The organism is Streptomyces sp. NBC_01235 (assembly GCF_035989285.1).
Lineage (GTDB): Bacteria > Actinomycetota > Actinomycetes > Streptomycetales > Streptomycetaceae > Streptomyces.
Genome location: NZ_CP108513.1, coordinates 8,801,911 through 8,825,155, shown reverse-complemented (window position 1 = coordinate 8,825,155; position 23,245 = coordinate 8,801,911). Strand labels below are relative to the sequence as shown.

Genomic DNA, 23,245 nt, shown 5'->3' with positions numbered 1-23,245 from the left:
TGCGAGACAGTGGGGATCATGAGAGAGGCCCCCGCGACCGCCGCCCGGGGGACGGTCACCGCGCCGTCTCCCGGGCTCGCCGACGTCTGGGCGCACCCGCTCCTGGGCCGTATGCTGCGCGGTCAGAGCGCCCGGCGCCGACTGGACCAGCGGCATCCGTGGGTGCTCGACACCGCGGTCGTCCTCGTCGTCGTCCTGTTCAGCCTCCCCGACCTGCTCTCCCACAGCCGCCACGGCCCCTTCGGGGACACGACGGACCCGGGCCGGTTGCCGACCCCGGTGCCGGCCGCCTTCGCCGTCGCACTCGCCGTACCGCTGTGGTGGCGCCGCAGGGCCCCGGCCGTCACGTACTCCGTGATCGCCGCGGTCTCCCTGGCCCAGTGGTCGCTGGGCGTGTGGCAGCAGACCGGCATGGCCGCACTCATCGCCCTCTACAGCCTGGCCCTGCACGGATCACTGCGCGCGCTCGGCTGGGCCGCCGCTCTCACCGCGGCCGAACTGACCCTGGCGGTCTGCCTCCTGGCCCCCGTCGAACACCCGTTCCTCGGCCTCTTCTTCCTGCTGGGCACGGCGACGGCCGCCATCGCCATCGGCCTGACACTGCGGATCCGCCGCCTCTACCTGGCGGCGTTGGAGGACCGGACCACGCGTCTGGAGATCGAGCACGACCAGCGCGTCCGGCTCACCACCGCCGCCGAACGCACCCGCATCGCCCGCGAGATGCACGACATCGTCGGCCACAACCTGTCCGTCATGGTCAGCGTCGCCGACGGCGCCGCCACCCTCGCCGCCAACCGCGGCGAGCCGTCCGCCGAGCCCCTGCGCATCCTCGCCGGCACCGGCCGCCAGGCGATGAGCGAGCTGCGGCGCGTCCTGGGCGTGCTGCGCGAGGAGCGGGGACATGAAGAAGACGTACGGCCGCTCGGCCCGCAGCCCGGCATCCGCGACCTGGACCCGTTGCTGGCGCGGGTGCGCGCGGCGGGGCTGCCCGTGACCTACCGGACCATGGGCGACCTCGACGCCCTCGGCAGCGGTGTTCAGCTCACCGTGTACCGCATCGTCCAGGAAGCCCTCACCAACACCCTCAAACACGCCGGCCCGGGCTCCACGGCCGACGTCACCGTCACCAAGGACGCCGGCACCGTGCACATCAGGGTCGCCGACACCGGCGTACCCGCCGGGGTGCTGCCCGGCGCCGCCGGGCACGGTCTCGTCGGCATCCGCCAGCGCGCCGCCATGTACGGCGGCACCGTCACCCTCGGCCCGCCCGCCACCGGCCACGGCTGGGTCGTCGACGTCGTGCTCGACGTACCCCCGGGAGATCATCAGCCATGACCACCGTCCTCATCGCCGACGACCAGCCCCTTCAGCGCATGGGCGTGCGCATGCTTCTGGAGGGCACTCCCGGCCTGACCCCGGTCGGCGAGGCCGAGCACGGCGCCGAGGCCGTCCGCCTGGCCGCCGAACTCCGCCCCGACGTCGTCCTCATGGACATCCGCATGCCCGGCATGGACGGCATCGAGGCCACCCGCCGGATCGTCGCCACGGGCGGCCGCACCCGCGTCCTCATCGTCACCACCTTCGACCTCGACGAGTACGCCTACGAAGGCCTGCGCGCCGGCGCCGGCGGCTTCCTCCTCAAGGACGCCCGCCCCGAGGAACTCGTCGCCGGTATCCACGCGGTCGCCACCGGCGACGCCGTCGTCGCCCCTCGCCTCACCCGCCGCCTCCTGGACGCCTACACCCACCGGGTCCTGGCCCCCGCGGACACCCCGGCCGCCGAGGACCCCCGCCTGAGGACCCTCACCGACCGCGAACGCGAGGTCCTCGTCGCCATCGGTCAGGGCTGGAACAACACCGAGATCGCCGAGCGCCTCGTCCTGACCGAATCCACCGTCAAGAAGCACGTGGGCCGCGTCCTGGCCAAGATAGACGCCCGCGACCGAATCCAGGCAGTGATCACGGCGTACGACACCGGGCTGGTCAGGGCCAAGTCGTAGCCCGCGAAGGGCCCTGGGTCGGCCCTGAGCCTGCCGACGGCGGACGCGGCCTCGTCGGCGGCGGCGATCTGCTGGTACGTCAGTCTCCTGGTCCGGGCCCGCCTCGCGGCCGCCGCGCCAGTCGATCTCGACGTAGTCGAAGCCCCAACACTGGAAGGTCTCGGTCCTGCTGGTAGTGGCCCTACAAAGTCGTGACCGTAGTCGTGGAGGACACCCACTTCCGGATCGTCCACGACGGCGAGGAACTGGCTGTTCACCCCCGCACCACGACAAGCCCGTCACCCGAGTCAAAGCGTGGCCGAGCCGACAGTCGCGCGCGCCACGTCAAGCAAGTCATGAGGACACAACGTCAAGCAACTCCTGAGCCCTCACACATCGACAGCGCGCCGTCCAGATCCGGATCGCTCCGCAGGCCACGGCCGGTGAGCCGAGCTGCGGCGACTCCCCCACGCCCGAGCGACAGGCCGACCGGGCACGTACAAGGCCGACGCCCGTGATGCGGACGTCGGCCTCTTCACGGGGCCTCGTCACACTGCTCTCACTGCCGCGTCATCACCAGGGGTCGGTGCAGAACCACGCCGGGGACACCTGCGGCAGGTTGAAACAGACCTTTGACTGGGACCCTCCGCCATTCCAGTGCCAGCCGGTACGGACCCAGTCGCCACTGGTGGAGTAGTCGTTCGAGACAGTCGCCCAACCACTGCCGCTGTTGCGCTCCAAGTGCATCTTGCAGCCGCCGCCGCTGCTGGAGACCGCGCCGCGGACCACCCAGTACTGAGTGGTGACGTCCCACTGGGCGTCCATGGCGGCGTGGCAGTTGCCGATGGTCTTCTGCCGGACCATGCTCCGGTAGTTGCTGTAGGTGTCCGCGGACGCGGTGCCGACGCCGGCGCAGAGCGCGCCGACCGTCGCCGCCGCGATCAACCCGGTTTTGAAGCCTTTGCGCATATGCGGGTGTTCCCTCCGTGAAGTGGCTGCCGTTGGCGATGTCGTCGTCGTTGCAGCAGTCGAGGTTCGGTGAATGGAGAAGCTGGGCGAGGCGGACGGCCGCCGCCTGTACGGCAGCCGGCGCTCGGCCTTTCGCCAGCAGAGCCCGCCCGAGGCGTTGCTGCCCGGGTGTATGAAAGTTAGCTGGAGGGGCCGTTGCTTCTCGCCCACCCGTGGGTTGAACTGCGCCTGCAACCGGGGTGGTTGGCGGTGTACAACCTGGGGTGTAGCTGGGGTGGAAGGCTGGGTGGAGCGATCGCTCGGGGCTTACGCTCGGACGATGTTCGCGCAGCGCACGTGGAGCACGGCGGTTCGCAGAGCCCTCCCGCAGGCAGGGAGCTGCCGAAGAATTACTTGCTGCTCTTGGCGGCGAGCCGCACGGTCCGGCCGGTTCACATCGATCACCTCGATGTACTGAGCCGGCAGATAGCGGGACAGCCCCGCACCATGACTGCCGGTCCCCTCTACCCCGGGCCCGCGACATCGGCCCGAACCCACGCGCCCGCTCAATGCAGGACGTCGAAGAGCCCCGGCACCGTGGGCTCGCCCTCGAAGGGCGTGGACTTCACCGGGCTGTAGAGACGGATGCCTCGGTGAACGGATCGTTCAGTGCGGCGAGTCAACCCTTCTCTACGGCGACGCGAAGGCGTTCAACAGTCTCACTCCATGACCTCCCCTGATACTCAAGGATCCGATTAGTAATTTTCTTGGCTATGATGCCGTGCGGACGAGGAAAGGGGCTGCTTCGATGGCCTTGCGACACGCCGTGCCGGCGACGCTGCTGGACGGCGAGTACAGCGGATACCAGCCGGCGAAGACGTTCGACGTCGTCGTCGCGAACTTCTGGCACGCCCCGCCCCAGCAGCTGTACGCCGAGCTGACCGAGCTGGAGAAGGAAGGGCTGGTCGCGGGTCGGCAGGTGGTCCAGGAGACCCGACCCGACAAACGCCTGTTCCACGTCACCGACTCCGGCCGCGCCGAGCTGAAAGAGTTCACCGCAGCCGTATCGAAGCCCTCGTTCATCCGCGACGATCTGCTCGTCAAGGTCCAGGTCGCCGACCGCCTCGGTACCGCGCCGGTGATCGAACAGCTCGAAGAGCGAGCGTCTGCGGCCGAGGCCAAGATCGAGCTTCTCGGCAAGCTGCTGCGGCAACTGCGCGGTGATGCGGACGAAGAGGAGTTCCTACGCCGAGGCGAGCGGATCGGGTCGTACCTGACCTGCCTGCGCGGCCTCGCCTTTGAGCAGGGACACCGGGACTGGTGCCTGCGGATCGCAACTGTCCTGCGGGAAAGGCGGACGACTCATGCCGAGCGGTGAATACGTGCGCTACGTCGCCCTGGGCGACAGCCAGACCGAAGGACTGGGCGACGGGGACGACACCGTCGGCCTACGCGGCTTCGCCGATCGGCTGGCCGAGCACCTCTCAGCCGTCAACGCCGGGCTTCAGTACGCCAATCTGGCTGTACGAGGACGTACCGCCGGCCAGGTCCGCACTGAACAGCTGAGGCCGGCCCTGGCCCTGCGCCCCGACCTGGCCACCGTCGTCGCCGGGGTCAACGACCTGCTCCGGCCCCGGTTCAACGCCGCAGAGGTGGCCGGGCACCTGGAAGAGATGTTCGCCGCGCTCACGGATGCCGGGACCCACGTGGTGACACTGACCTTCCCCGACGCCGGAATGATCACGCCCCTGGCCCGGCCCATCAGGTCCCGCGTGTTCGACCTCAATACCTGCATCCGCGCTGCGGCCGCCCGTCACGGGGTCGCGGTCGCCGAAACCGCCCGGCACGCCGTCACCACCGACCCACGGCTGTGGACCGCAGACCGACTCCACGCCAGCCCGCTCGGCCACGAACGGATCGCCGCAGCCCTCGCCCAAGCCATCCACCTGCCCGGAAGCGACGACGCCTGGACCCTCCCCCTCCCGCCACAGAGGGTTCCCGCGGGCTGGCAAGCCGCAAGAGCCGAACTGCGCTGGGCGACCGCATATCTCGGCCCCTGGCTCGGACGCCGTCTGCGCGGTCAGTCCTCCGGCGACGACCGCACCGCGAAACGCCCCCAGCTCCTGCCCGTGAGTGCCCCGCCCGACTCCGCGGCGGACACCGGTCGACGGGAATCTTCGTAGGGACAGCATCGGCCCCGGGTGTCCTGTCCCAGACGACTATGGACTGATGGGGCTCTGGCTCACGGTGCTTGCGGTCGAGTGGGACGAACGGGCTCCTCCTGTCCCGCTCAACCGTAGGCAGCCGCCTCCGGGGGTGTGCTTCGCGAAAGTCCACCGATCGACCTGGCGTTCCTGGTGGGGTGAGCCTGGCGGGACCCCACTGGGCCCGGGCGTGCCGGTGCGTCGGCCGGTGCCTGCACATGCGATGACGCGCAGACTGGCAGCACTGCCCTGCAGCACCGCCGATCGCCTGGTGGAGTGTCAGCGCGCCGCGAGGTTTGCGAGCGGCTCGGCGGCCGGCTTCGGGTGGACGAGCCAGTGCAGATCGCGTGGATCCAGACGGCCGGCTCTGTCCAACTCGTCGCGGCGACGGCCCGGCTCTCGGACGACGCGTCGAGGAGGGCGACGGCGAGGGCGACACGTACCGGCGACCCGGATGACACTCGCGGAATTCACGGCACATCACGGCCGGTGAGCGGATCCCCGGTGGCGTCGTAGTGCTTCGGTCCGTACCCACGATGAAAGTCCACAGAAGACAGGAACCCCAGCCGACGCACGGCTGGGGTTCCACGAGGTGATGAGTATCGGTCAGCAGGTGGAGTTGCCCACGCGGTAAACCGCTCGTCTGCGCGCCGGCGGACCGCACCACGTCGCGATCACCGTGGATCGGGCGGGTCAGCGCTGCAGGGTAAGGACCCCCGGCCGCCACGGCAGTTGGTCGTAGGGGCCGCCCGCGGTGGGAGACTTGCCCTGGTAGAGGAACTGCAGGTTGCAGGGGTCGATGGTCATGGTCTGGTCGGGGTTGTTGCGGACCAGGTCACCGTGGCTGATGTCGTTGGTCCAGGTGGCACCGCTGTTGGCCTTGCCCGCGAAGGGGTTGCTTTCGCTGCTGGCCTGCGGGGTCCACGAACCGCTCAGGCTGGAGGTCGTGAACGAGCGGAAGTAGCGCCCATTCGCACCTATCGCCTCAACGATCATGAGGTACTGGTTCTGGTCCTGAACCTTGTAGACCTGCACCGCCTCGAACAGGTTGTTCGTGGAGTCGCTCATGACCGTCGTGTACGACGAGCCGAAGCTGCCCGGGAAGTTCCCGATCGGCATGCTCGCCCGGTAGATCTTGCCGTTGTCACCGGCGAAGAACAGGTACATGTTCTGGCCGTCACCGATCAGGGTCTGGTCGATCGGGCCGGAGTTGGTGATGCTGCCGGTGAACAGCGCCTGCGGCGAGGACCAGCCGTTGGGGTTGGTGGGGTCGCTCGACGTGCGGTAGATGAAGGGCGACGCACCCCACTGGGACGCCAGCACCCAGATGTTCTTGGGCGCGAAGTAGAACAGCGTGGGCGCCACCGTGGACTGGCTCATTCCGGTCTGGCCCGCCGACGCCATGTCCGACCAGTTCGTGAAGGGACTGAACGCCATCGAGCCGTACGACGATCCCGACACGTTCGACGCGTAGACCAGGTGCTTGCCGTTGTACACCACGTTGGAGAAGTCCTTCAGCGAGACCCATCCGTTCGCCGGCTGCGCCAGCGCACCTGTCGACGTCCACCGGTACGTCGACGGAAGAGAACACGTGCCGCCCGGCGTCCCGGACAGGCCGGTCCACTTCTGGTTGCTGCCGCCGTTGCACGTCCAGATCTCCACCGCCGTGCCGTTGGCGGTACCGGCGCCCGTAACGTCCAGGCACAGCCCGGACTCCACGCCGACGATCGTGCCGTCGGAGTTCACCCGCCACTGCTGGTTCGCACCGCCGCTACAGGTCCAGATCTGCACCCGGGTACCGGCCGCGGTGGCGTGGCCCGGAACATCCAGGCACTTGTTGCCGTACACGGTCAGCTGGTTGCTGTCCGTCGACGTCCACTGCTGGTTGGTCCCGCCCGAGCAGTCCCAGATCTGCAGGTATGTGCCGTCGGTCTGGCCGGCGTTCGACACATCGAGACACCGGCCGGAACCAACACCGCGCACGGCGCCGCTGGTGGCCGCCTGAGCCGGGTTGGCGACGAGCATCGCCGCCAACGCGACCAGGGCCGCAACCGCGGCGGCGAGCACCACAGACAGATGTCCGCGGCTGAAACTTCGTCTGCGCATGGGGACCTCGTAATCCTTGAGTAAGCGGTTCCGGTCGGCCCCGTCAGAGGTCGTCCGGACTGTCGATGCGGTGCGGCTCATGGCGGTCCGTGGGCACCGGGCCGACCCTTGCGGCTTCCCGGTCCTGCGAGACCTTCTGAAAGACCGGTGGCGCCCGGCGCCTTCGGGCTACTGCGAAACGCGCCGGCCTGTGTCGGACGTTGATCGTCGTGGTCGTCGATGTCCGCGAAGCCCTGCCAGATCACCGGGTTCGTGTACTCCCCGGCGGTGGCACGGACCGGCCCTCGAGCGGGAGCGGCTGCGGCGCGGGAGGCGCCCGCCGGCGGGAGAACCGCGCCGGCGGCGAGGCCGGTGGCGGCAGCCGGCGCGCGATGACGAGAGCAGTATTGATCAGGCCATGACATATGCATCGTGCGGCATGCCCCTTGCGGCTCGGCCGTGGCGGTGGGCGTGACCCGGAGGTGCCCTGCTGTGTGAGTGGAGCGGCCCTGGCGTGTTCGTTATGTCGAACATGAATCGAACTGTCGAGCAACCTGGATGATAGGGATCCGGTGAACGGCGTCAATACCTCTCGCATGATTCGCAAGCGACTTCGAAACATTCGTAGGGCTTTATGAGTGAAACGCCGCAGGTCAAGCCGATCGAGTGGCCGGGCTGTGCGGATGGACAGCCCTTTGGCGCCGCAGCTGGGCCGGTTTCGCGGACGGTGTTGACGTGGCCGACCGACTCTCCAATATCCTCGCCATCCGGATTTTCCGAATAGCGTCCGAAATTTCGAAGACTCTTCAGGTGATCTCCCGGGAAAAGGAGCCCCAGGTGCCCGACGATCAGGCGGACGACTGCTCCGCCTCCTCGCGACCGCCGTGCCGAACCGGATCAGGCAGGCGCCCGAGGAGGCCGGCGAGCCGGTCACCCGCATCGCTCCCAGGGCGTTGCTGATCCCGCCGGGCTTCCCCGACTTCATGTCCCGGACACGGGTAGTGGCACCGGGCCCGGTCCTGCTGGAAGGACGGGCCTGGTCGGGACACGCCCCTGTGACATCGGTGGAGGTGAGCACGGACGGCGGCCTGACGTGGCACGGGGCCGAACTCGAACCGGATCACGGCCACCGATGGGCCTGGCGCCGGTGGTCCTCCCCGTGGTCCGCGGTCCCCGGCGACCACGTCCTGAGCGTCCGTGCCCACGACGAGGCGGGGAACACCCAGCCGCTGGAACAGCCCTGGAACCTGGGTGGATTCGGCAACAACCTCGTCCAGCGGGTACCGGTGTTCTGCCCCGACCGCACTGACACCCCATGACCACCGCACAGCCCGCTCACGCCACCCCGAGCGCGTCGAGAGCGCCGGTCACGGTCGTCGTCAGCTCCCCGGCATCGGCACCCGCACGCGAGCGCAGATTCACTCCGTAGGCGAGCAGGGCCAGCAGGTCGGCCGCAGGTCCGGGGTCGGTACCGGGTTTGAGCTGCCCCTTGGCCTCGGCGGCGACGAGTGCCGTGTGCAGCGCCTCCCGCAGCCGCCGATGGTGGCGGTCGAGGGCGGAGCGGACTTCGGGGTCGCTGCTCTCGTCCCCGGCGTGCGCGTTGGAGACCATGCAGCCCCAGCGGGCGTACGCGCCGGAGCAGCGGGCGTCGATCAGCTGGGCGAAGAAGTCCTGGAGAGCGGGCAGGCCGCGGCCGTCTCCGGCCAGGCGGCTGAACGCCGGCTGGGAACGCTGCTCGATGTACCGGCGCAGTGCGGCGCGGTAGAGCTCCTGTTTGCCGCCGAAGGTGGCGTAAAGGCTGGAGCGGTTCAGGCCGGTCGCCGTCACGACGTCCTGGATCCCGGTCGCGGCCACGCCCTGGCGCCAGAACAGCCGCATCACCGTGTCCAGGGCGGCGTCCGGATCGAAGTGTTTGACGTCCGGCATGTCTCAGTCCTCGACATCTTGAAATGAGGGTTCCAGGATACCTGGCCGCCCGCTATCTTGAAACGGTCGTTCCGAGATGCCGGGACCGACGCGACGACCGCACCCCAGGAGGCACCTCCAGATGACCCTCAACGCCGAGCTGCACGCCTTCTACACAGCCCGTCAGCGGCAGATCCCCGCCGAGATACGGCAGATCATGCAGCGGGCCGGCCAGGAACTCGCCGACTCCGGTCAGGCCGACCGCGCACTCGCCGTCGGCGCTCGGGCCCCCCTCTTCCGCCTGCCGTCCGCGACCGGCGACCCCGTGAGCCTGGCCGGTCTGCTCGCGGCCGGCCCCGTCGTCCTGGCCTTCTACCGTGGCGCCTGGTGCCCGTACTGCAACATCGCGCTGCGTACCCTCCAGCAGCACCACGACGAGATCAGCGCACGAGGCGCCCGCCTCGTCGCCGCCTCCCCGCAGGTCCCCGACGAGTCCCTCGCCCTGGCCGAGAAGCACCAGCTCGACTTCGACGTCCTCAGCGACGTCGGCTCCGACACCGCCAAGCAGTACGGCCTCGCCTTCGACCTACCCGATGACCTCGCCGCCGTCTACGACCGGCTCGGCTTCGACCTCCAGCGCGTCAACGGCGGACACCCGCGCACCCTGCCGCTGCCCGCCACCTACGTCATCGACCGGGAGGGCGTCATCCGCTGGGCCTTCGTCGACACGGACTACACCAGGCGCGCCGAACCCGCCGACATCCTGGCAGCCCTCGACGCCCTCGGCTGAGCCCCGATCCGGGCCGGCACACGCGGACAGTCCGTCTCACCTTCCCGGCCCGGCCACGACTGCACCGCTGTCGGACTCGGACGAGCTCTGCGGCGCCGAACGACATGTCGAAACGGTCGCCGGGAAGCCCTGTCGCACGCCCCAGAGGCCGGTGATTCCACGTCCCTCAGCGGATCGGGCGACTGCCTGGCCCACCGGTTCGGTGATGCAGCCGACCAGGGGTAGCGGGCCCGCCGCCGCGGACCCAGATGACCGATGAGCAGTGGTCGGGGCACCGTGAAGCGGTGCCGATCCGGCTGGAGAGCCGCCTCGGCCGCCGAACGCGGGTCATGTCCAGGGACGTGGCGTACGGGCACCGGCGAAGTCCGGCCGGCGTGCCCGGCCGGTCAGCGTGGCGGCTGGGAGGGGCGGGAGTCGAAGGTGCCGCGATCGGCCCTCGCTGCGTCGGCGAGGGCGGCCGCGGCGGCTTCCGCGGCCTGCGCCGTGTCGTCGGCGGCCTGGGCAGCCGTGTCGTCGTCCGTGGGTTTCTCGCGGGTGGCCGGAGACTGGGGCAGCACCTCGCTGAAGGCGCGGGACACGCCCTGGAGTGCGGAGGTGATCTCGCTGGGGATGACCCAGAAGTTGTTGCCCGAGCCCTGCGCGAGCTGGGGCAGCGTCTGAAGGTACTGGTAGGCGAGCAGCTTGGGGTCGGGGTCGTTGCGATGCACGGCCTGGAACACCTCGTCGATGGCCCGGGACTGGCCCTCGGCCTGGAGGATGGCGGCGGTGCGGTTGCCCTCCGCGCGCAGAACGGCGGCCTGCTTGTCGCCTTCGGCAGTGAGTATCTGTGACTGGCGTTGCCCCTCGGCCCCGAGAATCGCGGCGCGCTTGTCCCGCTCGGCTCGCATCTGCTTCTGCATCGCGTCCTTGATGGTCTGCGGAGGGTCGATGGCCTTGATCTCCACCCGGTTGACCCTCAGCCCCCACTTTCCGGTGGCCTCGTCCAACACGCCGCGCAGCTGGCTGTTGATGGTGTCCCGAGAGGTGAGCGTCTTTTCCAGGTCCATGGATCCCACGACGTTGCGCAACGTGGTGACGGTGAGCTGCTCGACCGCCTGAAGAAAATTCGCGATCTCGTAGAAGGCCGCACGCGGATCGGTCACCTGGAAATAAAGAACGGTGTCGATCTCGACGACCAGATTGTCCTCGGTGATAACCGGCTGCGGCTTGAAGGAGACAACCTGTTCCCGCAGGTCGATCACCGGGTGAACGCGGTCGATGTACGGGATGACGAAGTTGAGGCCAGGATTCAGGGTCCGGAGGTAGCGGCCCAGTCGCTCGACGTTGCGTGCACGCGCCTGGGGCACGATACGGACCGACCGCACCACCGTGAAGACCGCGAACAGAGCGACGATCAGGCCGGCAATCAAGAACGCCGAGGTATCCATGGTTTCAGTCCCGGGGGTAGACAATCGCGGTTGCGCCGCTGATCTCCATGACATCGACGGTTTTTCCGACGGGGATCACCAGCGTCTCGTCGTAGGCGCGGGCCGTCCACTCGTCGCCGTCGATACGGACCCTGCCGCCCCGTCCCGTCACCTCCGCGACGACGTAGGCAGCCTTGCCGACCAGGGCGTCCACGCCGAACCGTGCCGCTTGGGGCTGGCGCAGATGGTGCAGCGCGATGGGCCGCAAAAACAGCACGGTGACCACAGCAACGACGGTGAACACCAGGAACTGGAAGGGCAGTGGCAGCCCGACCGCAGCAGAACCCGCCGTGGCCAACGCGGCCGCACTCAGCATTCCGAGCGCAGCAGTCAGTGTGAGGATCTCCGCCACAGCCAGAACGGCTGCGATGATCAACCACATCAGCCATGGATCCATTGCGTGCCTCTTCTGACCGGTGCGGGCGTGGAAGGGCTGGACTCTCACCATTGGACCCCGAAACGGGACAGCCGCGGTACCCCTCGGCGAGGAATCCCTGGCGATCCGGGCTAGGCGGGCCGGTGCGGCACACCCGAAGCAGCCAATTCACACCCCTTACATGCGTACCCATCCAGAGAAGATCACTCCACCACTGCACAAGGGCCATTCCGGTCCGGAGCGAAACCCGCGGCCGTTTCGTCCGCCCGTCTCTGGTCGTGTCGCTTCTCGTTATGCCGCCCCGGTGTCCCGTGAAGGGAGTCCCTGGACAGGGTCTTCGTGGGTCGAAGCACGACAGCTGAGACACAAGCCGGCCTGCCGTCGCCCGGCAAGCAGCCGTGGTGAGCAGGGCCGCCCTTTCGAGGTGGTGCCCGGATCGGCGGCCGACCCGGGCACCCGGCTCACGCCTCTACTCCATGAACTACTCCATGAACTGGAAGGTCCACGCCTGGCGCTGGTTGTCGACTTCGAGTGGCCTCAGGGCGATGCGGGGCGGGAAGATCCGCAGCAGACTGAGGTCCAGGGCCAGCTCCTGGCCGTCGACGGGGCCTCCAGGGACGACGACGTGGAAGGTGTGCGGCTGCGCGCTCTGGTAGAGCGCCCACTGGCAGGGCTCGGGGTATCCGACGACCGGCTTGTTCATCTCCGGGTCACCGTCGAAGGACAGGTACGTTTCGCTCCTGAGATTGCGAATCGTGCAGTTGCCGTTACCGAGTTCCTCCAGCTGCCATTCCTGCTCGCCGGGGCTACCGGTGGGCGGCAGCAGCACAACGGGTGTCTTGGGCTCCGACGACCCTCCCTCCATCGTGAGCAGTTGCTCACCGGGACGGGTGATCATGTAGGTGCCGTTCGGTACAGGCGCCAAGGCCGACTCCACTTCTGACGTGCGGTACCCGCGCGGGGCGCCGCCGATCTTCTGGGCGACGCATCCCTTCCCCACCGACGCGCGACAAAGGTCGGAAAAGCTCTGTGTCACCCTTCGGGACTACAGCGGATTCGTCCTGATGTTCCATCGCCCTGACCACGCGCCCCCTGACCATGCGCTCCGGTGCCTTCGGTGGCGTGTCGGTCCCAGGTGATGCCCGTCGGAGACCCTGGCCCGGTTCAGGTGCTCACCCGAGCGCTTGTCGACGGAAAAGTCCCACTTGACCGGCGCGGGTAGGACAGCCCATTCGCTGTTCCTGGCGTCGGTGAACAGCGCACTACGTCGGCCAGTTGCTTTGCCCTTCAGCGCCTTGACCTTCAGCGCCTTGACCTTCAGCGACAGATTCGACGAACACCCGAGCGAAAGCAGAACCGCCTCTCGCACAGGAGACCTGCGGCGGTCTCCAGGACGCGCCACAGCCGGCCAGTACATCCCGCGTACGCGCGCCTCGCTCCGTTTGTGTGAATCGCAAGCGCGCCCGGGTGTCACGGCCGGCGCCTGCCCCCGTGCGCACCCATCGTGGGTGAGGCCCGCCGACCGGGGCCTCTGCCGCTCGTGACCGGATCCGCTGTCCGGCGCCCGAGCCCACCACGAAGGGGTTCACCTGTGAAGACCGGCCGACGAGAACTACTGCGCACCGGAGCGGCAGTCGCGGCCGCCGGGAGCCTGATCGGGCTGGGCGCCGGCGCCGGTTGGGCCACGGCCGACCCCCGCTCCCGAGCCCCCGTCGCCCTACCGCCCTTCGCGATTGAGGACATCGAGCCGGGAGCCTGGCGCGAACTGAGGCGGAGCCTCAGCCCGGCCGCCGCTCTGTACCGCCCGGGGTCCGCGCAGTACGCCGCGAAAGCGGTGCCCGACAACCAGCGTTACGCGTCCGTCCGCCCGGCAGGTGTCCTCGCCTGCGCGACCGAGGGCGATGTGGCCGCGGCGATCCGGTGGTGCGCCAAACACCATGTGCCGTTCGCGCCCCGCTCCGGCGGGCACAACTACGCCGGCTACTCCACCACCCCCGGGCTCGTGATCAGTCTGCGCGCGCTGAAACAGGTGGTGCCACAAGGGCGGCGGCTGCGCTTGGGAGGCGGCGCCACGAACTCGGACGTGTACGCGGCCCGTGCGGCGAACCTGTACTTCCCCGGTGGTCGCTGCCCGGGAGTGGGCATCGCCGGGCTCACCCTCGGCGGCGGACTCGGTTTCAACGACCGTAAGTGGGGCCTGACATGCGACCGGCTCACCGAGACCCGTGTCGTCCTCTCCGACGGGACGCTGGTGCGCGCGGCCGACGACGAGAACGCTGACCTGTTCTGGGCGTGCCGGGGCGGAGCGGGCGGCAACTTCGGCATCAACACCGGCTTCGTATTCGACGCCGCACCCGTCGGCCGGCTGCGCGCCACGGTCTTCGACGTGACCTTCGGCCTGGACGCGGGCGTCAAGGTGATGGAAGAACTGCGGCACATCCTCGACGTGGACCGTCACCACGACTTCGACGTACGGATCGGCTTCAGGCACGCCGGCGACGGCACCACCTCGCTCTGGCTGCTCGGACAGCGGCTGGGCCACGAGGACGCCCTGCGACGCCTGTTCAGGCCCCTTCTGCAGCTGCGGCCGACGCGGACCGTCATCGAGGAACACGGATTCTGGTCCGCACAGGAACACCTCATGGAAACCCCCGGGGCGAAGGACGCCTACGCCTCCAAGTCCCTCGTCCCCGACCGGTGGCCCGGTCCGGAGACGGTGGCCGCCGTCGCCGACTGGGTACGCGGCTGGCAGCCGGGACCCGGCCGGGCCACCGGCTATGTCACCCTCTTCGCCATGGGCGGCGACAGCGCCGCACCCCGCCCGGACGAGACGGCCTACCCGCACCGCCGCGCGACCTTCGTCATCGACATCGGCACCCACTGGAAGCCCGGCGCACCGCCCACCGAGGTACGCGCCCTCCTGGCACAGACCCGCGCCGCCCACCACATGCTCCGCCGCCGCCTGTCCACCCACGCGGCCTACGTCAACTTCCCCGACCCGGACCTGCACGACTGGCAGCACGCCTACTACGGCCCCAACTACGACCGCCTGGTCGCCGTCAAACGCCGGTACGATCCCGCCGGCCTGTTCCGCTACCAGCAGGCCGTGGGCCATCCCCGCGGCTGAGACCGCCGCACAGGCCGGGGCCCACCGGGCATGTGCCCGGTGGGCCCCGCCTTGTTCGGGCGCCCTGCCCAGGTCACCGCTGGAATGCGCGGCTCATCTCGGCGATCCGCCCGGCGTGGTGGCCGACCGCGGCGCTGCACGTCACGTCAGCTGTCAGGTCGGCGCAGCGTCTCGGGCCGCGCGACGAAGCGGGCAAGATCCTCGGCGGCACCGCGGGGCAGGCCGGCGACCACCGCCTCCGGCAAAGTCGTGATCACGGCCCGCAGCCGCGCGCCGGGCTCTGGCAGCAAGGCCCAGGCCGAAGCAGGGGCATTGACGGCAGCGAGCAGCAGGTCGCCCTCGTAGAACCAGGCGTCGAGCAGTGGCTCCTCGATCAGCAGGCGGACGGCGAGTGGAAGGACGTAGGGCAGTGCCACCTGCTGTGAAAGGAGAGTGCGCAGATCCGCCGCACCGAGTTCGCCCAGGGGCACACGCCGCAACTCATGCACTGTGCGCACCAACCGGGTCGCGTCAGGGGAAGGGGGCGCCCACCGGGGTGGGTCCAGCTCGTCGAGCGTGCGGTCGAGGTGCAGCAGACGGTCCATGGGGCCCATGTTCACCGAAACAGGCAAGGACTCTCCGAATCAGGTCACCACCACTTCGCGCCCGTCTCGGGCACCCACAGCGGCACGCCGTAGTGCACGAACAGCGGGAAGTTGTTGCCGAACCGGGCGCCGCGGAAGGCCCGCTGCAGCTCGCCGATCACCACCGCATGGAAGCCGCGCCCGGGGGGCCGGGCGAGCGGCTGGAGCGTGCGGTGGCGTAAAGGCACCTGTAGGCGGTGACCGATCGGTGGATACAGTCTCAAAGCTTGAACACAAATTACACACATCCCCTCTTCATATCTGGCCCCGATGGTCTAGATTGACCGTGCTTCACCTGTTCGGACATGAACCGAACAGTAATGATCTATAGGTCCGGCTGTACGGAAAGCCAGCAGTCGCTTCCCCGGCGCCAGACATGGGGATGATCAGTTCTTGGAACCCCGGAGGGGGCCCTTGGGTGCGGGGAGCACCCGAGGTTTCGTCGGGTTCCCGCGCACCTCGAGAGTCTGGCAGGACATGCGAGTCTGCTGCCGCCACGGCGGGTTGTTTCAAGCAGCTCTGAAATAGCCGGGATGTCATGCGCCGGGGGGCGGGGGCCTCCCGAGGGGAGGAACAGTGCGGGGGGCGGGGGCCTCCCGAGGGGAGCAACAGTGCGGGGGGCGGGGGCCTCCCGGGCGGCGAACACGTCGAACCACTGGGGACCTGGGGGGTTCTGTGGCGCAAGGGGAATTGGTCAGCCCGTTTCCGTCGGCGCACGGGCGTCTGGCGAACGGGGCAATCAGCCGGCCCGCGAGCGACTGGGAGCAGCGGTACCGCCGTACCGTGATCACCAGCGATACCGTGGCCACCGCCTTCGTGGTGGCGGGGATCGGCAACTTCTTCGGGGCCAGGGACGCGGCCAACTGGCATGAGAAGTGGGGAATTCTCGCGTTCGGCACCGAGCTGCTGGTGCTGGGGGCGCTTGCGGTGAGCCGCGCGTGGGCTCCGGCCGTGCTCGGCCAGGGCGCCGAGGAATTCCGCCGGCTCGGACGCTCACTGTTCACGGCGACCGTCGTACTGGCGCTCGGCGGGATCGCCCTCACCTCGCGCAACATCAAACTCTGGATCTTCGTCGCGATCCCCGCGATCGCGCTCGTCACCATGACCGCGAGATATCTGCTGCGCCTCTCGCTGCACAAACAGCGCAAGGAAGGACGGTGCCTGCGCCCGGTGCTCGCTGCCGGGAGCCCGGCCACCGTGCGCGACCTGATCACCCGAACCCGCAAGTCCCCGCACCTCGGCTGGCGGGTGGACGCGGTGTGCACGACGGACGGTCCCTGGCTGAACGGTGACCAACTGGACGGAGTGCCGGTCGTCGGCCGGCTCGCGGACGTCGCGGGCCACGTCCGCCGCGACGGCTACCGTGTCGTCGCGGTCACACCGGACCCGCACTGGTCACCGGACCGGCTTCAGCGGCTGGCCTGGAACCTCGAAGGCAGCGACACCGAGATGGTCGTGGCCCCCGTGCTGATGGAGGTGGCCGGCCCGCGGCTGCACGTCGACGCGGTGCTCGGGATCCCGCTGCTGCGGGTCAGCATGCCGACCTTCACCGGGGGCCGCCGGGCGGTCAAAGCGGTCGTCGACCGAATAGGCGCAACGATTCTGCTGATGCTGTTCGCGCCGCTGATGCTGTCCGTCGGGCTGCTCGTGCTGGTGGACAGCCGGGGTGGGGCGTTCTACCGCCAGCGCAGAGTCGGCAAGGACGGCCGCGAGTTCACCATTCTCAAGTTCCGCACCATGGTCGCCGGGGCTGACGCGGCACGTGCCGCGCTGGCCGGCCGCAACGAGGGCGCCGGCCCGCTGTTCAAGCTCCGCCGGGATCCGCGGGTGACCCGGGTGGGAGCAGTGCTGCGCCGGTACTCGATCGACGAGCTCCCGCAGCTTTTCAACGTGCTCACCGGATCGATGTCGCTCGTCGGTCCGCGGCCTCCGTTGCCGGAGGAGTCCGCCGCGTACGGCCCGGACATCCGGCGGCGGCTGCTGGTCAAGCCCGGACTCACCGGCCTGTGGCAGATCAGCGGACGCAGCGACCTGTCGTGGGAGGAGGCGGTCCGGCTGGACCTGCGGTACGTGGAGGACTGGTCGCTCGCCCTGGACACGGTGATCTTGTGGAAGACGCTGCGTGCGGTGCTCTACGGGCAGGGGGCCTACTGATGCGCGGGGGACTGCAACTCAACGGTCCCGCCGGCGCGCGGACCGCAGGCCGGAAGGGCCTGCCTGGGGGGAGGAACGGGTCATGAGAGTCAGCGTTTTCGGGCTCGGTTACGTGGGCTGCGTGTCGGCCGCGTGCCTGGCCAGCATGGGTCACGAGGTCATCGGGGTGGACGTGAACCAGGTGAAGGTCGACCTGGTCAACGACGGCAAGGCCCCGGTGGTCGAGGAGCGGATCGGCGAGCTCATCGCCGAGGTCGTGCGGACCGGAGCGCTACGCGCCACCGGCGACGTCCGCGAGGCGATCATGGACAGCGAGGTGTCGCTGGTCTGCGTCGGTACGCCGTCGGAGCCCAACGGCAGCCTGTGCACCACGTACTTGGAACGGGTCACCGAGCAGATCGGCGCCGCGCTGGCCGAGGGGGCCAAGCAGGGGGGCCGGCACACCGTCGTGTTCCGCAGCACCATGCTCCCGGGCACCTGCCTGAACCTGCTGGTACCGATCCTGGAGAAGTACGTCGGCGGCACGGCCGGGGTGGACGTCGGGGTCGCGGTCAACCCGGAGTTCCTGCGCGAGGGCACGAGCGTGCGGGACTTCTTCGACCCGCCCAAGACCGTCATCGGCGAGCTCGACCCGGCGAGCGGCGATGCGGTGATGGCGCTGTACGACGGCTTGCCGGGCGAGGTGTTCCGGGTGCCGGTCCCGACGGCCGAGGCGATCAAATACGCGGACAACGCGTTCCACGGCCTCAAGATCGGCTTCGCGAACGAGCTGGGCGCGGTGTGCCAGGCGCTCGGGGTGGACTCGCACCAGGTGATGGACGTGTTCCTGGCCGACCGCAAGCTGAACATCAGCCCCGCCTACCTGCGGCCCGGCTTCGCCTTCGGTGGCTCCTGCCTGCCCAAGGACCTGCGCAGCCTGGTTTACGCGGCGCAGCGGGCCGACGTCTCGGTGCCCATCCTCGCCCACGTGCTGCCCTCCAACTCCGACCATCTGCAGCGCGCGGTGGAGTTGGTCGAGCGCACCGGCAAGCGCCGGGTGGGCCTGTTCGGACTGTCCTTCAAACCCGGCACCGACGACCTCCGCGAGAGCCCGCTCGTCGAGCTGGCGGAAAGGCTCTTCGGCAAGGGTTACGACCTGAAGATCTACGACGCCAACGTGAGCCTCTCCCGGCTGATCGGCGCGAACCGCGAGTACATCGAGACCCGGCTGCCGCACCTCGCGCAGCTGCTCGCGGATTCCGTCGAGGAAGTGCTCGAGCACGCCGAGGTGTGCATGGTCGGGACCAGGGATCCGGCCGTGTTGTCGGCGCTGCCCCATGGCGACGGCCCGGTGATCATCGACCTCATCCACCTTCCCGACGCCGATGCGCGCCGGGCCGAACCGGGGTACGTGGGCCTTGCTTGGTGACGCGAGAAGCGACGACCGGCCGGACCGGCGCGCGCTGATCCTGGTGGAGAACCTGTCGGTGCCGTTCGACCGACGGGTGTGGCAGGAGTGCACGACGCTGCGCGACGCGGGCTGGAAGGTGCACGTCATCTGTCCCCAAGGGAGTAAGCGGGACACGGAGCCGGAGGCGGAGATCGACGGGGTGCGGATCCACCGCTACCCGTTGCGCGCGGCCACCGGAGGGCCGGCCGGCTACCTGCGGGAGTACGGATCGGCGTTGTGGCATACGGTCCGGCTGGCCCGCAAGGTCGGCCCGGTCGACGTGGTCCACGCCTGCAACCCGCCCGACCTGCTGTTCCTGCCGGCACTGTGGCTGAAGCGGCGTGGAGCGCGGTTCGTCTTCGACCAGCACGACCTGGTACCCGAGCTGTACCTCTCCCGGTTCGGCCGCGGCGAAGACCTGCTCTACCGCGCCGTGTGCGCGCTGGAACGGCGGACCTACCGGGCCGCGGACGTCGTGCTCGCCACGAACGAGAGCTACCGGGACGTCGCGGTGCGCCGTGGCGGTCGGCGGCCGGAGGACGTCTTCGTGGTGCGCAGCGCGCCCGACATCGACCGGTTCCACCCCGTACCGCCCGAGCCGGAGCTGAAGCGCGGCAAGCCTCATCTGCTGTGCTACCTCGGCGTCATGGGCCCGCAGGACGGCGTCGACTACGCCTTGCGGGCCCTCGCGAAGCTGCGCGACGAGCTCGGGCGGACCGACTGGCATGCGGTGTTCGTCGGGGCCGGTGACACCTTCGACGCGATGGTGGAGCTGTCCCGGCGGCTCGGGCTCTCGGAGCAGGTGCAGTTCACCGGGCGCATTCCGGACGCCGACCTGGTGCGCTACCTGTCCACCGCGGACGTCTGCCTCTCCCCCGACCCGCGCAATCCGCTCAACGACGTGTCGACCATGAACAAGGTCCTGGAGTACATGGTGATGGGCCGGCCGATCGTCTCGTTCGACCTCCGGGAGGCGCGCGTCTCCGCCGGTGACGCCGCCGTCTACGCGCCCGCCAACGACGAGGCCGGGTTCGCCGAGCTCATCGCGCTGCTGCTGGACGACCCGGAGAAGCGGGCCCGGATGGGCAAGATCGGCCAGGAGCGGATCAGCGGGTCGCTCTCCTGGCGGAACTCGCAAGCGTCGCTGCTCGCCGCCTACGCCGCTGCCCGCCGTGACCGGGCTCCGGTGACCGCGCGCGACCCGGACCCCGCAGGGGAAGGCCGCGCCGTTGAGCGATGACACGATACGCCTGGTCACCATCGGGCGGATTATCCGTCGGCGCTGGCGGCTGCTCACCATGTTCGCCCTGGTGGGTGCGCTCGTCGGATACGGCGCCTCCTTGCTGTTTCCGCCGCGCTACACGACCTCGGCATCGGTGCTGCTGCCGGGGACGTGGGAGGAGCGCGAGCTGCTGACTCAGACGGAGGTGGCGACCAGTTCGGTGGTGGTCGACCGCGCGGCCGCCACGCTCGGCTGGACCGGGGTGAGCGGCAGCGACCTGCGGGATCAGGTCAGCGCCAAGGCCACCGACGGGAACATCATCAAGATCTCCGGCACGGCCGACTCCCCGGAGCGTGCACAGCGGCTCTCCGACCAGGTGGCCAAGGAGTTCGTCTCCTACGCCACGCGGATCGCGAGCGACAGTGCCGACCCGGAGGCGGCGGAGGATCTCGCCGCGCTTCAGCAGTCGGTGGAGGACACCAGCCGCCGCATCAGCAAGCTGGCCGACGCGACCGATCCGGGGCAGACCGTGGAGAGCGTGCAGACCCGCACCGAGCTGGAGAAGCTGCGCACCGCGCTGCGGGAGGCCATCAGCACCATCAAGCAGGCCGACCCGGTCGACGACGAGGCGAAGAACATGGTCGTCATGGGGTCGGCGGCCCGGCCGACCGGTGAGGCACCGCCGACGAGGACGCAGCTCATCGCCGGCGGAGCGCTGCTGTTCCTCCTGTCCGCGGTCATCGGCCATCTCACCGCCGCGCGGATGAGCCGCCGGCTGCGCGGCGAACCGGAGATCGCCGCGGCGCTGGGCTCGGCGCTGCTGGGTACCGTCGACGTACCCGTTGAACGGCCCACGCACCGGCCGGAAGGCCGTGGCCTGCGGGCTTGGATGCGCCGACTGCTGGGCCTCGACGTCCGGTGGGACATCCCGGCCCCGCAGACGTCCGGCGACGAGGCCAGCAGGAAGATCCGCTACCGGCGGGTGTTCTCCCGCCTCCGGGACCAGCTGCCGGCCCCGCAGCGGCTGCTGGTCGTCTTCCCCGAGGGAGACGAGATCGCCCGCCGGGCCGCCGGGCAGCTCGTCGTCGAGGCCGGGAGCGATCCGGTGCTGCGAGCGGTGGCGGTCTCGGTGTCCCGGCCGATGGTGCCGGACCGCGGCCACGAGTCCGGTGCCCTGGTCGTAGTCAGCGCCGGCAGCTGGACTGCGGCGGAGCTCGCCGGCATCGCCGAGGCGTGTGCGGACGCCAAGCACGCGGTCCTCGGCATCGTCCTCGCCGGTCCGGTCCGTGCGACGCGGTCGGCCGACCACCCGCGGCATGCCGCCGTACCGGCGCTCGCGAGCTTCGACGGCGAACTGGACGAAGCGACAGGAGCCACAGGGTGACAACGAGTACGACTGCGGAGTCGTCGGCCGCAGCTCCGCTGCTGGATCTTCAGGCTCTGGTGGCGGCGGTGCGCAGACGGCGCCGCCTCTGGTCGTCCCTCGCGCTGCTGGGGCTGCTCGTCGGCGCGGCGGTGGCGTTCCTGCTGCCGCAGCCGCCGACCGCGGTGACCAAGGTTCTGGTCGCGCATGAGGAGGACCAGCCGAACGACCCCGGAACGCTGATCCGCACCGACGTCGCACTGCTGCAGACCACACGGATCGCCGACAAGGCCCTGAAGTCCCTCGAGTCCCGGGAAAAGGCCGGCGACTTCATGCAGGACTACAGCGGTACCGGTCTGACCAACAACGTGCTGCAGATCACCGTGACCGGGGACAGCGACGCGGAAGCGGTGGCCCGCGCCAAGGCGTTGGCCGACGCGTTCGTCGCAGACCATGTGAAGCGGATACAGGAGGCCTCGAAAGCCGAGGCCAAGGCCCTGCTCGACCAGCGTGACCAGCTGAAGGACCAACTGGCCCAGGTCAACAAGGCGATCGGAGACGGAACCGAGGCGAGCGGGCCGGGGTCGTCGGCGGACCTGGAATCTCTCTACGCCCGCCGGGCCGAACTCACCTCGCAGATCACCGATTTCAGCCAACGGGCCGCGGAGGCGAGCATCGGCACGCCCCGGCTCGTCGCCGGCACGCAGATCGTGGACGCCCCGTACGTGGTCCGGCACTCCCTGCCCAAGGCCGCTGCCACCGGCGCCGCGATCGGGCTCTTCCTCGGGCTCTTCCTCGGGCTCGCGGTGGCCGCGGTCGGCGCGGTGGTGGCGGACCGTCCCGTGCTGCGCCGGGAGATCGCCGCGAACCTCGGCGCCTCGGTCATCGTCGAGCTGCCCCACCGGTCGGGCCGACGATGGCAGCGCCGCCGGGTCCGGGCTGCACGCGAACGGCTCACCACGTCCCTGGCCCGCACCGTGCGCGGCTCCGCGGAACCCGTATCGCTGCTGGAACTGGGCTGCGCGCGCAACACGAGCGTGATCGCCCTGGACCTCGCCAGGGCACTGGCGGCGGAGGGACCGGTGGTCGTCGTCGACGGTCTGCCCGGCCGACAGCTCGCCGGCCGCCGCCCGAAGCCGGGGGATCCGGCCGTGGTCACCGGCGAGCGTGCCGCAGCCGTGTCGCCCGAGGAGCGCCGGCTCGGCGTCGGCTCGGTGGCGCCCGGTGCGGCGTGGACCGACCTGCAATACCTCGGCACCCGGACCGTGCTCGTCGTGCGTGCCGGGCACGGCAGCGCCGCATGGCTGCACACCGTGGCACGGCAGCTCGCGGACCAGCGCATCGCGGTGATCGGTGTGGTGCTGATCGACCCCGACCCGCGTGACCGGACCGACGGCACGCTGTGGAACGGGCTGCACACCGCGCTGCACGGCCACAACGAACGGCCGTCCCGGCAGAACGGTGGGGGTACCTCCCACGCCGTTCAGGCAGTGGGGGAGGGACGGCGGGGGAGGGAGCGGCCGCCGATGTGGGCGGCACGGGTCCCGGACAGCGACCAGGAGGCGCGGTAGCAC

19 protein-coding genes and 1 pseudogene are annotated in these 23,245 nt (G+C 69.7%); 12 read left to right on the top strand and 8 right to left on the bottom strand.

Annotation, left to right across the window (positions count from 1 at the left end; genetic code table 11):
• Positions 1-18: 18 nt before the first annotated feature.
• Together OG289_RS39725 and OG289_RS39720 are read left to right on the top strand one after the other, a co-directional pair.
• On the top strand, positions 19-1,335 hold the full coding sequence (locus OG289_RS39725) for a sensor histidine kinase (RefSeq protein WP_327318845.1): 1,317 nt from the start codon (positions 19-21) through the stop codon (positions 1,333-1,335).
• A complete protein-coding gene (locus tag OG289_RS39720; protein ID WP_327318844.1) occupies positions 1,332-2,000 on the top strand; it encodes a response regulator transcription factor in 669 nt (222 codons plus the stop codon). Before OG289_RS39725 ends, OG289_RS39720 begins: the two co-directional genes overlap by 4 nt.
• A 552-nt stretch (positions 2,001-2,552) precedes the next feature.
• Here OG289_RS39720 and OG289_RS39715 read toward each other — a convergent pair.
• The gene (locus OG289_RS39715; protein ID WP_327318843.1) at positions 2,553-2,948 is read right to left on the bottom strand and encodes a hypothetical protein; all 396 of its coding nucleotides are present in this window, start codon (positions 2,946-2,948) and stop codon (positions 2,553-2,555) included.
• Positions 2,949-3,735: 787 nt separating this feature from the next.
• On the opposite strand from OG289_RS39715, the gene OG289_RS39710 reads away from it, so the two are divergent.
• Both OG289_RS39710 and OG289_RS39705 read left to right on the top strand, forming a co-directional pair.
• Positions 3,736-4,305, top strand: a complete 570-nt coding sequence (locus OG289_RS39710; RefSeq protein WP_327318842.1) for a PadR family transcriptional regulator — start codon at positions 3,736-3,738, stop codon at positions 4,303-4,305.
• Positions 4,292-5,110 carry an SGNH/GDSL hydrolase family protein gene (locus tag OG289_RS39705; protein ID WP_327318841.1) on the top strand — a complete coding sequence of 273 codons (819 nt, stop codon included), beginning with the start codon at positions 4,292-4,294 and terminating at the stop codon, positions 5,108-5,110. Before OG289_RS39710 ends, OG289_RS39705 begins: the two co-directional genes overlap by 14 nt.
• Positions 5,111-5,824: 714 nt before the next feature.
• Here OG289_RS39705 and OG289_RS39700 read toward each other — a convergent pair.
• Complete coding sequence (locus OG289_RS39700) at positions 5,825-7,237, bottom strand: non-reducing end alpha-L-arabinofuranosidase family hydrolase (RefSeq protein WP_327318840.1); 1,413 nt, start codon at positions 7,235-7,237, stop codon at positions 5,825-5,827.
• Positions 7,238-8,097: 860 nt separating this feature from the next.
• On the opposite strand from OG289_RS39700, the pseudogene OG289_RS39695 reads away from it, so the two are divergent.
• Positions 8,098-8,535 (top strand): annotated as a pseudogene (locus OG289_RS39695) (sulfite oxidase); the annotation flags it as partial.
• 16 nt (positions 8,536-8,551) lie between these two features.
• Here the strand turns inward: OG289_RS39695 and OG289_RS39690 are convergent.
• Complete coding sequence (locus OG289_RS39690; RefSeq protein WP_327318839.1) at positions 8,552-9,142, bottom strand: TetR/AcrR family transcriptional regulator; 591 nt, start codon at positions 9,140-9,142, stop codon at positions 8,552-8,554.
• A gap of 121 nt (positions 9,143-9,263) precedes the next feature.
• Here OG289_RS39690 and OG289_RS39685 point away from each other — a divergent pair, with 121 nt between their 5' ends.
• The gene (locus OG289_RS39685; RefSeq protein WP_327318838.1) at positions 9,264-9,911 is read left to right on the top strand and encodes a peroxiredoxin-like family protein; all 648 of its coding nucleotides are present in this window, start codon (positions 9,264-9,266) and stop codon (positions 9,909-9,911) included.
• A 386-nt stretch (positions 9,912-10,297) separates the two neighbouring features.
• On the opposite strand, the gene OG289_RS39680 is transcribed toward OG289_RS39685, so the two are convergent.
• The 3 genes from OG289_RS39680 to OG289_RS39670 all read right to left on the bottom strand — a co-directional run bounded on the left by OG289_RS39680 (position 10,298) and on the right by OG289_RS39670 (position 12,678).
• Positions 10,298-11,338, bottom strand: coding sequence for an SPFH domain-containing protein (locus OG289_RS39680; RefSeq protein WP_327318837.1), 1,041 nt, complete (start codon positions 11,336-11,338; stop codon positions 10,298-10,300).
• A gap of 4 nt (positions 11,339-11,342) precedes the next feature.
• On the bottom strand, positions 11,343-11,774 hold the full coding sequence (locus OG289_RS39675) for an NfeD family protein (RefSeq protein WP_327318836.1): 432 nt from the start codon (positions 11,772-11,774) through the stop codon (positions 11,343-11,345).
• 460 nt (positions 11,775-12,234) lie between these two features.
• Positions 12,235-12,678 carry an RICIN domain-containing protein gene (locus tag OG289_RS39670; protein WP_327318835.1) on the bottom strand — a complete coding sequence of 148 codons (444 nt, stop codon included), beginning with the start codon at positions 12,676-12,678 and terminating at the stop codon, positions 12,235-12,237.
• A gap of 666 nt (positions 12,679-13,344) precedes the next feature.
• On the opposite strand from OG289_RS39670, the gene OG289_RS39665 reads away from it, so the two are divergent.
• A complete protein-coding gene (locus OG289_RS39665; protein WP_327318834.1) occupies positions 13,345-14,880 on the top strand; it encodes an FAD-binding oxidoreductase in 1,536 nt (511 codons plus the stop codon).
• 146 nt (positions 14,881-15,026) lie between these two features.
• Here OG289_RS39665 and OG289_RS39660 read toward each other — a convergent pair whose 3' ends face one another.
• Together OG289_RS39660 and OG289_RS39655 are read right to left on the bottom strand one after the other, a co-directional pair.
• Positions 15,027-15,464, bottom strand: coding sequence for a contact-dependent growth inhibition system immunity protein (locus OG289_RS39660; protein WP_327318833.1), 438 nt, complete (start codon positions 15,462-15,464; stop codon positions 15,027-15,029).
• A 44-nt stretch (positions 15,465-15,508) separates the two neighbouring features.
• Positions 15,509-15,691 carry a hypothetical protein gene (locus tag OG289_RS39655; RefSeq protein ID WP_327318832.1) on the bottom strand — a complete coding sequence of 61 codons (183 nt, stop codon included), beginning with the start codon at positions 15,689-15,691 and terminating at the stop codon, positions 15,509-15,511.
• A gap of 487 nt (positions 15,692-16,178) precedes the next feature.
• On the opposite strand from OG289_RS39655, the gene OG289_RS39650 reads away from it, so the two are divergent.
• The 5 genes from OG289_RS39650 (at position 16,179) to OG289_RS39630 (ending at position 23,242) form a co-directional block, all read left to right on the top strand.
• Positions 16,179-17,657: a sugar transferase gene (locus OG289_RS39650; protein ID WP_442819024.1), complete on the top strand. Its 1,479-nt coding sequence runs from the start codon at positions 16,179-16,181 to the stop codon at positions 17,655-17,657.
• 82 nt (positions 17,658-17,739) lie between these two features.
• Positions 17,740-19,065, top strand: a complete 1,326-nt coding sequence (locus OG289_RS39645; protein ID WP_327318830.1) for a nucleotide sugar dehydrogenase — start codon at positions 17,740-17,742, stop codon at positions 19,063-19,065.
• A complete protein-coding gene (locus OG289_RS39640; protein ID WP_327318829.1) occupies positions 19,022-20,326 on the top strand; it encodes a glycosyltransferase family 4 protein in 1,305 nt (434 codons plus the stop codon). Before OG289_RS39645 ends, OG289_RS39640 begins: the two co-directional genes overlap by 44 nt.
• Positions 20,316-21,692 (top strand): Wzz/FepE/Etk N-terminal domain-containing protein, encoded by a 1,377-nt coding sequence (locus tag OG289_RS39635; RefSeq protein WP_327318828.1) that lies wholly within the window; start codon positions 20,316-20,318, stop codon positions 21,690-21,692. The genes OG289_RS39640 and OG289_RS39635 overlap by 11 nt, the downstream gene beginning before the upstream one ends.
• A complete protein-coding gene (locus OG289_RS39630; RefSeq protein ID WP_327318827.1) occupies positions 21,689-23,242 on the top strand; it encodes a Wzz/FepE/Etk N-terminal domain-containing protein in 1,554 nt (517 codons plus the stop codon). The genes OG289_RS39635 and OG289_RS39630 overlap by 4 nt, the downstream gene beginning before the upstream one ends.
• The last annotated feature ends 3 nt before the right edge of the window (positions 23,243-23,245 follow it).